Annotated in this window: 10 protein-coding genes and 3 tRNA genes; 9 read left to right on the top strand and 4 right to left on the bottom strand. The window is 53.5% G+C overall.

All coding sequences use genetic code 11. From position 1 onward, the window contains the following. Positions 1-127, top strand: a 127-nt coding sequence (locus F3I44_RS04670) for an integrase core domain-containing protein (protein WP_150019289.1), incomplete at its 5' end; no start/stop codon positions are given. Between the two features lie 12 nt (positions 128-139). Here F3I44_RS04670 and F3I44_RS04665 read toward each other — a convergent pair. Further along, positions 140-493, bottom strand: coding sequence for a Grx4 family monothiol glutaredoxin (locus F3I44_RS04665; RefSeq protein WP_190286002.1), 354 nt, complete (start codon positions 491-493; stop codon positions 140-142). Between the two features lie 364 nt (positions 494-857). Here F3I44_RS04665 and F3I44_RS04660 point away from each other — a divergent pair, with 364 nt between their 5' ends. Next, entirely contained in the window at positions 858-1,655 is a 798-nt protein-coding gene (locus tag F3I44_RS04660) for a C40 family peptidase (RefSeq protein ID WP_150019316.1), read from the top strand. A 46-nt stretch (positions 1,656-1,701) separates the two neighbouring features. On the opposite strand, the gene F3I44_RS04655 is transcribed toward F3I44_RS04660, so the two are convergent. Next, positions 1,702-1,791: a YnhF family membrane protein gene (locus F3I44_RS04655; protein ID WP_095707274.1), complete on the bottom strand. Its 90-nt coding sequence runs from the start codon at positions 1,789-1,791 to the stop codon at positions 1,702-1,704. Between the two features lie 281 nt (positions 1,792-2,072). Between F3I44_RS04655 and purR the strand changes: the two genes are divergently transcribed. Then, a complete protein-coding gene (gene purR, locus F3I44_RS04650; protein WP_150012844.1) occupies positions 2,073-3,098 on the top strand; it encodes an HTH-type transcriptional repressor PurR in 1,026 nt (341 codons plus the stop codon). On the opposite strand, the gene punR is transcribed toward purR, so the two are convergent. Beyond that, on the bottom strand, positions 3,095-4,000 hold the full coding sequence (gene punR, locus F3I44_RS04645; RefSeq protein WP_150012842.1) for a DNA-binding transcriptional activator PunR: 906 nt from the start codon (positions 3,998-4,000) through the stop codon (positions 3,095-3,097). The two genes, purR and punR, sit on opposite strands and share 4 nt — an antisense overlap. A 107-nt stretch (positions 4,001-4,107) precedes the next feature. Here punR and punC point away from each other — a divergent pair, with 107 nt between their 5' ends. Together punC and cfa are read left to right on the top strand one after the other, a co-directional pair. Then, positions 4,108-5,310, top strand: a complete 1,203-nt coding sequence (gene punC / locus F3I44_RS04640) for a purine nucleoside transporter PunC (RefSeq protein ID WP_150012840.1) — start codon at positions 4,108-4,110, stop codon at positions 5,308-5,310. Positions 5,311-5,620: 310 nt separating this feature from the next. Next, positions 5,621-6,769 carry a cyclopropane fatty acyl phospholipid synthase gene (gene cfa / locus F3I44_RS04635; RefSeq protein ID WP_150019307.1) on the top strand — a complete coding sequence of 383 codons (1,149 nt, stop codon included), beginning with the start codon at positions 5,621-5,623 and terminating at the stop codon, positions 6,767-6,769. A 401-nt stretch (positions 6,770-7,170) separates the two neighbouring features. Here cfa and F3I44_RS04625 read toward each other — a convergent pair whose 3' ends face one another. Beyond that, on the bottom strand, positions 7,171-7,830 hold the full coding sequence (locus F3I44_RS04625; RefSeq protein WP_150012834.1) for a riboflavin synthase subunit alpha: 660 nt from the start codon (positions 7,828-7,830) through the stop codon (positions 7,171-7,173). A gap of 202 nt (positions 7,831-8,032) precedes the next feature. On the opposite strand from F3I44_RS04625, the gene F3I44_RS04620 reads away from it, so the two are divergent. The 4 genes from F3I44_RS04620 to F3I44_RS04605 all read left to right on the top strand — a co-directional run bounded on the left by F3I44_RS04620 (position 8,033) and on the right by F3I44_RS04605 (position 9,803). Beyond that, positions 8,033-9,406 (top strand): MATE family efflux transporter, encoded by a 1,374-nt coding sequence (locus F3I44_RS04620; RefSeq protein WP_150012832.1) that lies wholly within the window; start codon positions 8,033-8,035, stop codon positions 9,404-9,406. A 152-nt stretch (positions 9,407-9,558) separates the two neighbouring features. Continuing rightward, positions 9,559-9,635 (top strand) — tRNA-Val (locus tag F3I44_RS04615). Between the two features lie 3 nt (positions 9,636-9,638). Then, a tRNA-Val gene (locus tag F3I44_RS04610) sits at positions 9,639-9,715 on the top strand. Between the two features lie 11 nt (positions 9,716-9,726). Then, a tRNA-Val gene (locus F3I44_RS04605) sits at positions 9,727-9,803 on the top strand. Positions 9,804-10,147 lie beyond the last annotated feature (344 nt).

Raw genomic sequence — 10,147 nt, 5'->3', positions numbered from 1 at the left:
AACCCGGCCGGAAGATGTTGCTCAGGCAGGGAGGATGGTGGCAGAGTCAGTAGAAATCTATAACAGTCAGCGGCCACATCTGTCGCTGAAATACAAAACGCCTGATGCAGTGCATCAGGCGTTTTAACGGCATAACGTGTCAACCTATGCCAGGACTAGTCACTGCTTCTTTAAACTTTTCTGCGGTCTCTTTAATCAGCGACTGCAGTTCACCACGCTGTAACATCTCAACGATGATATCGCATCCACCGACCAGTTCACCGTCTACCCACAGCTGCGGGAAGGTAGGCCAGTTGGCATACTTTGGCAGCTCTGCACGAATGTCCGGGTTCTGCAGAATATCCACGTAAGCAAAACGCTCACCGCAGGCTGACAGTGCCTGCACCGCCTGTGCAGAGAAACCGCAGCTTGGCAGTTTCGGCGAACCTTTCATGTACAGCAGGATCGGGTTTTCTGCGATCTGGCGCTGAATTTTTTCTACAGTACTCATAATTGCCTTCCTTAATTCGTTACTTCGTGTTTGTTTATTGTAGCGACTTCGCAGCGTGACTGAAAACGAGATTTTACCGCTGTCCGATTAAATCGCCATCATTGTTAAGTTCCGCTTCCGGACGCCTGAACGCCTGATTATTAACAGCGGGTAACAGTTTAATAATTCGTAATAATTTCGTTGATATAAGACGCTGAAAATGTTCATTTTCAGCGCGATTGCGTAGATTGCAAAGATTAATATTAAAAGGCATTACAGTTTTTAAAAGAACTGAACTAGAATGGCCTGGGCACTGATCCTGGATCAGATTAATCTCAACTTTGTCGCGGTGCGTAGTGGCCCTGACAACTTAACTAATCAACGGACTATGCGTTTAATCATTACGCTTTTCATGCTGGCCTTTGCGCAACTGTTTTTCAACGTCGCTGCTGCTTCCCCGCACGCGCCGGTGAACGTGAGTACGCATAAAGCAGAAAAAAAGAGCGCGCGCGACGATGAGCGCCGCAAGCGTCGCCAGGTAAAAACGGTGACCAAAAAAACTCGCCTCAGCCCTGTTCAAAAACTTAAAACGAAAAAACAGAAAAAAGTCGAACTCACTGCTCAACAGACGCCAGCTAAGAAGACCTCGCTTAAAACCGCCCGTATCAGCAAAAATAAAGAAAAAAAACGCTATGGTCATCAGCGCCTGCTGAAAACCGCTGAGGTCACCACCAGCGAACCTGGCACGATTAAAATGAGCAAATCTCACCGTCAGCGCTACCAGAAAGCGCGCGAAACCGCGATGACTAAGCTGATGGGACAGCTGGGTAAACCTTATCTGTGGGGCGGCACCTCACCACATACTGGTTTCGATTGCAGCGGTCTGGTCTGGTATGCCTATAAAGATCTGGTGAAGTTCAAGATCCCGCGTACCGCTAACGAGATGTATCACCTGCGTGACGCTGCGCCAATCAAGCGTGAATCGCTGGAGAAAGGCGATCTGGTCTTCTTCCGCATTAACGGCCGCGGTACTGCGGATCACGTCGGCGTTTACCTGGGCAATGGCAAGTTTATTCAGTCGCCACGTACCGGCAAAGATATTCAGATCAGTGCATTAGGGGAAGACTACTGGCAGCGCCACTATATTGGTGCGCGTCGTGTGATGACGCCGAAAAACATTCGCTGATCAGCACTACAGTTCGAAAAAAGCCGGGATAATCCCGGCTTTTTTATTAGTGCAGAATGGCAGTAAAACTAAAGGCCACAATCATCAGCAGACAGCCGACAGTAGTCATCAAAGCCAGTTTCAAATCAGTACTCATTACCTGCTCCTTAGTCACACACTTTGTAGGGATATGGCATTTTCCCACATGACCTGGTAAAAATCTCGTTTTATCCGTTCAGCCTTGTTAGAATCCCGCCTTTGTTGCGCAACGCGCGCAACCCTGATTCCGTTTGCGCATCTTTTCAGGCGTTTTTTCTCCGCCAGCAGCCTGTTTACCGGCCAGAAAAACCGTATTTTTGCGGAAAATTCCCTGAGAAGACGCAAACGTTTAACATTACGCTTATCATAGAGTTAGGTAAGCAATGGAGTCCGATTTTCATGGCAACAATTAAAGATGTGGCGAAACGCGCTGGCGTCTCAACGACCACCGTTTCGCACGTCATCAATAAAACCCGCTTTGTCGCTGAAGAGACGCGCGAGGCGGTCTGGCAGGCAATTAAAGAATTGCACTACTCGCCGAGCGCTGTCGCGCGCAGCCTGAAAGTAAACCACACCAGGACGCTGGGTCTGCTTGCCACGTCCAGCGAAGCGCCCTATTTCGCTGAAATTATTGAGGCGGTTGAAAATCACTGTTTTGATAAAGGTTATACGCTGATTCTGGGGAATGCGCATAACGACCTGCAAAAACAGCGCGCCTACCTCAGCATGATGGCGCAGAAGCGCGTCGATGGCCTGCTGGTGATGTGCTCTGAGTATCCGGACGATCTGCTGCAGATGCTGGAAGAGAACCGCAATATCCCGATGGTGGTGATGGACTGGGGCGAATCGCGCGCAGACTTCACCGACACGGTCCTGGATAATGCTTTCCAGGGTGGCTATCTGGCGGGACGCTATCTGATTGAACGTGGACACCGTGATATTGGTGCGATTCCCGGTCAGATGGAGCGTAACACCGGCGGCGGACGTCATGCCGGCTTCCTGAAGGCGCTGGAAGAAGCGGGTATTCAGCCACGCGCGGAGTGGATTGTGCAGGGTGACTTTGAGCCGGAGTCGGGCTATCAGGCGATGCAGCAGATCCTGTCGCAAAAGCAGCGCCCGACCGCCGTGTTCTGCGGCGGCGACATCATGGCGATGGGGGCCATTTGCGCCGCCGACGAAATGGGTCTGCGCGTGCCGCAGGATATTTCGGTTATCGGTTATGATAATGTGCGCAACGCACGCTATTTCGCCCCTGCCCTGACCACGGTGCATCAGCCTAAAGCCCAGTTGGGTGAGAAGGCGCTGGATATGCTGCTCGACCGCATTACCAGTAAGCGCGAAGTGTCACAAACGATTGAGGTCCATCCGACGTTGATTGAGCGGCGTTCAGTAGCTGATGGTCCGTTCCGCGACTATCGCCGCTAATCCTCGCTTAACCACTCCTGATTAAGCGTTCGCGCATCACCCAGATAGCTGAGCAACCAGCCTGTCGCCGGTGATGCGCGATCCTCTGCCCAGCTAACGCAACAGGGACTGTCCGGAAATGCCACCGGCAGCGTCAGCTCCACCAGCTCGCCAGTGTCGAGCAGTGGCCTTGCCAGATGACCCGGCACCATCGCCACGCACAAGCCCGCCTGCACGCACTCCAGTCCGGTTTGCCACTCCGGCACCACCAGCCTGCGCTGGTTATCCAGCGTCCATGTCATTCGACGCGGTAGTGCGCGTGATGTATCTTCCAGTACCAGGGACGGCCAGCTACGCAGCGTGTCGTCATCTATCTTGCTCGCCTGCGTCAGAGGATGATCGGGCGCGACCACGCAGCGCCAGTTGAGCGTACCCATATCACGAAACGCAAACCGTCCCCCCACCGGAATCGCCTGCGTGGCACCAATTGCGACTTCCACCCGGCCATCGGCCAGTGCATCCCAGACACCGTTAAACACTTCGTAGCTGATGATCAGTTCCATATCGGGGAAGTGGCGATAGAAATCTTTGGCCAGCTGTCGGGTACGCTGAGGTTTGGCAATACGGTCAACAGCAATGCTGAGCTGCCCGCGCCAGCCGTTGGCCAGCTGCTGACACTGCCGCCGTGTGGCAAGCATTTTTTTGATGACGCTGCGCCCTTCCCGGACAAAATGCTCCCCTGCAGGCGTCAGCACCACTTCACGATGCTGGCGTTCGAACAGCGGCACCGCCAGCCAGTTCTCCAGCTGACGCACTGTATAGCTGATGGCAGAAGGTACCCGATGCAGCTCCTGCGCGGCTGCGCTGAAGCTGCCTCCGCGGGCAACCGCGTCAACGACCTCTAATGCATATTCTGACCACATAATCTGCCTTCAAAAATTTTAACAGCAACCGGCAAATATTACCGTTTCACAGCGGCAAACGCACCTTTTACACTCTGCCGCGTTTATCCTGCAAAAATGAGAATGAGATGCTGTCGAATAAAGGATTTATGCCCTATCTTGCCCTGCTGAGCATGCTCGGCTTTTTAGCCACTGACATGTATCTGCCCGCCTTTGGTGCGATGCAGCAAACATTTAACACCTCGCCTGGTCTGATCAGCGCCAGTATGAGTCTGTTCCTGGCGGGCTTCGCCGTAGGTCAGCTCTTCTGGGGACCGCTTTCCGATCGCATCGGCCGTAAACCCGTACTGCTGGCCGGACTGGCCATGTTTGGCGTCGGCTGTGCGGGCATGTTGTGGGTGAATGATATTGCTCTGATGCTGACGCTGCGCTTTGTGCAGGCGATAGGCGTCTGTGCTGCGGCCGTGAGCTGGCAGGCGCTGGTAGTGGATCGCTACCCCGCCGCGCGCGCCAACAAAGTCTTTGCAACGATTATGCCGCTGGTTGCGCTCTCCCCGGCGCTGGCCCCGTTGCTGGGTGCCTGGCTGATCGGCCATTTCCACTGGCGTTCGATTTTCCTGGTGCTGACGCTGATTGCGGTGGCGTTGATTCTGACCACGCTGCGTTTGCCCACAGTACGCCCGGAAGCACGTGAAAAAGGAGCACAGCCCGGCTTCCTCACTCTGTTGAAATCCCGGGTCTACAGCGGCAACGTGCTGATCTACTCCGCCTGTTCTGCCAGTTTTTTTGCCTGGCTGACCGGCTCGCCGTTCATTCTGGCGGATCTGGGCCTTTCGCCCGCCGATATCGGCCTGAGTTATGTGCCCCAGACGCTCGCCTTTTTGATTGGCGGATTCGGCTGTCGCGCCATGCTCAACCGCTTTCATGGCGCTCAGCTGTTACCGTGGCTGCTGGGCATTTACAGCCTGAGCATTCTGGCGCTGTTTGCCGTAGCACTGTCAGGCAACAGCATGCTGGTGAGCCTGATGGTGCCGTTCTGTGGGATGGCGCTGGCTAACGGCGCAATTTATCCGATTGTGGTTTCCAGTGCGCTGACGCCCTTCCCGCACGCCACCGGTAAAGCAGCCGCATTGCAGAACACCTTACAACTCGGACTCTGCTTTGCTGCAAGCCTGGCAGTCTCTGCCGGATTAACCCAGGCGCTGTTTACCACTACGCTGATAATGACGGTAACGATTCTGCTGGCGCTACTCGGTTACGCTCTGCAGCGTACCGCAAGCGCACAAACTGTTGTTGCCTCTCCGCAACCTGCCTGCCAGGATAATCACTGATACACTGACTTTTTCGTTAGCCTCCTAACAATAAGTCATTGAATATTGACCCGCGTGAGCATATACTCATTCGGGTCAACAAATCTGTAATAAATCAACAATATAATAACGTAATAATCTGATTGGTACCCTGTTGCCGGGACGGTATTTGCGCGCGTTATTCTTACCCTGACCGACCTGCTGCAGGCTATTGCAGTCCTCTGTATCACACAGTCAACCGTTGTGCGGAGTCATCCGTACCGTTTCTCAATGCCTGACGAAATTGACTACTCTTTGTTCAGGTTCAGATTGGACAGGTGGTGGAAAAGCTATGAGTTCATCTTATGCAGAAGCAGTGAGTCCTGAAGAAAACCATTGGTATCGCATCGTCCACGAAATGCTGGAAAAAGCGGATATTGAAATTAATGGTTCACGTCCCTGGGATATTCATATTAATCATCCCGGCTTTTTTAAGCGTGTTCTACAGGAAGGATCGCTTGGGCTCGGCGAGAGCTATATGGATGGGTGGTGGGAGTGCGACCGGCTGGATATTTTCTTCCATCAGGTGCTTAAACATAAACTCGATCAGCAACTCCCGCATCACTTTAAAGATACGCTGCGCATCGCCGCTGCCCGCTTAACCAATCTGCAGTCGAAAAAGCGGGCCTGGATTGTCGGTAAAGAGCATTACGACCTGGGTAACGATCTCTTTTCACGGATGCTTGACCCCTATATGCAATATTCCTGTGGCTACTGGAAAGAGGCCACGACCCTGGCAACAGCGCAGGAAGCCAAGCTGGATATGATTTGCCGTAAATTAGCGCTGGAACCCGGAATGTCGCTGTTGGATATCGGCTGTGGCTGGGGCGGACTCGCGGAATTTGCCGCACGTCATTACGGCGTCAAAGTGCATGGCGTGACGATTTCCGCCGAACAACAGAAACTGGCGCAGCAGCGCTGTAGCGGATTAGATGTCACGATTCTGTTGCAGGATTATCGCGATCTGAATGAGCAGTTTGATCGCATCGTTTCAGTAGGCATGTTCGAGCATGTCGGGCCGAAGAATTACGCCACCTATTTTGATGTGGTCGATCGTAATTTAAAACCTGACGGTATTTTCCTTCTTCACACCATTGGCGCGATTAAAACCGATATGAGTGTCGATCCCTGGATTGACAAATATATCTTCCCTAACGGCTGCCTGCCTTCGGTGCGTCACGTAGCGGATGCCAGCGAGCCGCATTTTATTCTGGAAGACTGGCATAACTTCGGGGCCGATTACGACAAAACGCTGATGGCCTGGCATGAGCGCTTTTTGCAGGCCTGGCCGGAGCTGGCCGATAACTATGGCGAACGCTTCAAGCGGATGTTCTCCTATTACCTTAATGCCTGTGCCGGTGCCTTCCGCGCGCGTGATATTCAGCTGTGGCAGATTGTGTTCAGTCGCGGTATTGAGGGAGGATTACGGGTGGCGCGGTAGTGCTCTGTCATGTAAACGCTGCGAATGCCAAATCATATTGAATCTCACAGCAACGAATAAGTTTAACGAGCAGGGAACTGGGTCAGAAGAGGAAAGCGTCCCGCGTCTGTGACAAAAACGCCGGGAGCGTTTTTGAACAACGCAACGTGTTGGCCCGGCAACGGGCGCACCTCAGGGATGAGGTGCGTACTAAAAACGCCGGGAGCGTTTTTGAACAACGCAACGCGTTGGCCCGGCAACGGGCGCACCTCAGAAATGAGGTGCGTCATCGCGCGGGCCGAGCGTGTCATGGACTGGATTTTGCGTCTTTCCGATCTGACCCTGTACCCTGTGATGGCTCGGTAAAACAGCAAACAGTTCAGATCCTATCACTACTCTCAAAGGCGCTCACACGCCCTTTATTAACTTTCGGAGGCAGGCTGGCCGGTCAGCGCACTCATCGCCGCCGCGGCATCGCGCTGAGCTAACACCCGTTCAACGGTCTCTACGATTGCCTGCGTGTGCGGATCGATCTCAATGTTGACCCGGTCGCCAAAGGTCTTCGCGCCCAGCGTCGTGCGCTCCAGCGTTTCCGGAATCAGATAGACGCAGAACTTGGTCTTCGTCACATCACCTACCGTCAGGCTGATGCCGTCAATACCGACAAAACCTTTATGCAGAATATATTTCATCTGCATCGGATCCTGGATTTTAAACCAGACTTCGCGATTGTGTTCTGACTGGATAATCTTGCAGATTTCAGCGGTGGTCATAATATGACCTGACATCAGATGACCGCCTATTTCATCGCTGAATTTCGCTGCACGCTCAATATTCACCACATCGCCCTGACGTAAATCGCCAAGGTTAGTCACGCGCAATGTCTCTTTAATTAAATCAAAACTGACGCGGTCACCTTCGATTGCCGTTACAGTCAGACAGCATCCGTTATGGGCTACGGATGCGCCCAGCGCCAGGCCCGGCAGGAGCTCTTCCGGCAGTCGGACAGTGTGGGTACGAAACAGTTCTTTTTCTTCAATGGACACGATTTCTGCGGTGCCCTGCACAATACCGGTAAACATAGTCTTTGCCTCTGCGAAGTTTACGCTAGTTTATCACAGCTCCGGTCGGCTGATAGAATTCAGCCCACGCCGCCTCTGTAATCTGTGGCAAAACGCATTGTGTGACAAAGATTGGCGAATTCTGTTACCACGGTTACACTGGTTCGCGCTATTCCCCGGGCTTTTCTGCCCTTTTAACTCATTTAATAAGTCAGGTGTTAACGTGCAGAAGTATTTAACAGAAGCGCGTCAATTGCTGGCCCTTGCGATTCCGGTCATCCTTGCTCAGGTGGCCCAAACCGCAATGGGATTTGTGGATACCATTATGGCCGGTGCAGTCAGCGCCACGGATATGGCCGCCGTTGCTGTCGGCACCTCTGTCTGGCTTCCGGCCATCCTGTTTGGTCATGGTCTTCTGCTAGCATTGACGCCCACCGTTGCGCAACTCAACGGTTCAGGCCGCCGCGAACGCATCGGCGAACAGATCCGCCAGGGCTACTGGCTCGCCTTTTTTGTCTCACTGCTGATTATGGTGCTGCTGTGGCACGCCGGTTATCTTATCCGGGCGATGCATGACATCGATCCCGCGCTGGCGCGTAAAGCCGAGGGCTATCTGCACGCCCTGCTGTTCGGCGCGCCAGGCTATCTCTTCTTTCAGGTGCTGCGAAATCAGTGCGAGGGGCTGTCGAAAACCAAACCCGGCATGGTGCTGGGCTTTCTGGGCCTGATGTTTAACATCCCGCTAAACTATGTCTTTATCTACGGTCACTTCGGCATGCCCGCATTGGGCGGTGTCGGCTGCGGCGTGGCAACGGCATCGGTCTACTGGGTGATGTTTATCTGCATGCGCTTCTGGGTGCGCCGGATGGGCAGCATGCGTGATATCCGCATGGAGAGCCGCTGGTCGCCGCCTTCGCGTCCGATTCTGAGCCGTCTTATGACGCTGGGATTGCCGGTGGCACTTGCGCTGTTCTTTGAAGTCACGTTGTTTGCCGTTGTGGCCCTGCTGGTGTCACCACTGGGGATCGTGAATGTGGCCGGTCACCAAATCGCGTTAAACTTCAGTTCACTGATGTTTGTATTACCGCTGTCGCTGGGCGTCGCAACCACCATCCGCGTCGGCTATCGTCTGGGCCAGGGCTCTACCGAGCAGGCAAGAGTCGCCGCCTGGACCGCCCAGGGTGTGGGCATCAGCATGGCCGCGCTGACCGCCATTTTTACCGTGACGTTTCGTCATCAGATTGCCCTGCTCTATAACGATAATCCGGAAGTGGTCACACTGGCGGCGCAGCTGATGCTGCTGGCAGCGATTTATCAGTTCTCGGACTCGATACAGGTGATTGGCAGCGGAATCCTGCGTGGGTATAAAGACACAAGGTCCATTTTCTTTATTACCTTTATCGCTTACTGGCTGCTGGGACTGCCCGCCGGGTATCTGCTGGCGCTGACAGACTGGCTGGTTCCCCGGATGGGACCAGCGGGCTTCTGGTGCGGCTTTATTATCGGTCTGACCTCAGCGGCGGTCATGATGATCTGGCGCATCAGACGTTTACAGCGGTCACCTGCGGAAATCATCCTGGCGCGCGCGGCGCGATAACCCTAAAAGCGGGCTATTTATAGCCCGCGATGACGAAAAAAACGACGGTTAGCACAGTTGCTGCTCAGTCATGGCGAAAAAACTATTTTCCCCTTGCCAGGCTTCTGTGCTGCCGTTAATATTCGTCCCCGCTGTCGCCCTGACAGCATGTTGCGCTCTTAGCTCAGTTGGTTAGAGCACCACCTTGACATGGTGGGGGTCGATGGTTCGAGTCCATTAGAGCGCACCAAGTGCGTCCGTAGCTCAGTTGGTTAGAGCACCACCTTGACATGGTGGGGGTCGGTGGTTCGAGTCCACTCGGACGCACCAATATTCAGTATGCGCTCTTAGCTCAGTTGGTTAGAGCACCACCTTGACATGGTGGGGGTCGATGGTTCGAGTCCATTAGAGCGCACCACTTTCAGAATTTCTTCAACTTGCGCAACTCTCCCTTTTATTGATCTGCATCGCTCGCCCCTCTGCTTTTTGATTGGTTTTCGCATACTTAGCGTCTATACTGTCCCGCGTTGCTTACTTGAAAGGTTTCAGCGATCACGTGCTTACTGCGATAACTCAAATGATTTGCGCAACAACAGCGTGGTGGTTACCAACCGTAACCGCACAACTTCCCTGCACGCCTGGCCTTCGTCACCTATTCTTACTCAGTACTGCCCATTTCAGTCTCAATCAGAATTTTCATTTCGATGCGCTGCCATCGGATTTCGCCCTTATTCATCCATCACAACTTACAGAAAATCCGTC

It is taken from the genome of Pantoea sp. F_5 (assembly GCF_008631595.1).
GTDB lineage: Bacteria > Pseudomonadota > Gammaproteobacteria > Enterobacterales > Enterobacteriaceae > Pantoea > Pantoea gossypiicola.
This window is presented reverse-complemented; position numbering and strand designations above follow the sequence as displayed.

Bases quoted from the DNA above. Each gene is read 5' to 3' on its own strand.
- F3I44_RS04660 (WP_150019316.1), top strand. From the start codon at position 858: ATGCGTTTAATCATTACGCTTTTCATGCTGGCCTTTGCGCAACTGTTT.
- F3I44_RS04655 (WP_095707274.1), bottom strand. From the start codon at position 1,791: ATGAGTACTGATTTGAAACTGGCTTTGATGACTACTGTCGGCTGTCTG.
- purR (WP_150012844.1), top strand. From the start codon at position 2,073: ATGGCAACAATTAAAGATGTGGCGAAACGCGCTGGCGTCTCAACGACC.
- punR (WP_150012842.1), bottom strand. From the start codon at position 4,000: ATGTGGTCAGAATATGCATTAGAGGTCGTTGACGCGGTTGCCCGCGGA.
- punC (WP_150012840.1), top strand. From the start codon at position 4,108: ATGCTGTCGAATAAAGGATTTATGCCCTATCTTGCCCTGCTGAGCATG.
- cfa (WP_150019307.1), top strand. From the start codon at position 5,621: ATGAGTTCATCTTATGCAGAAGCAGTGAGTCCTGAAGAAAACCATTGG.
- F3I44_RS04625 (WP_150012834.1), bottom strand. From the start codon at position 7,830: ATGTTTACCGGTATTGTGCAGGGCACCGCAGAAATCGTGTCCATTGAA.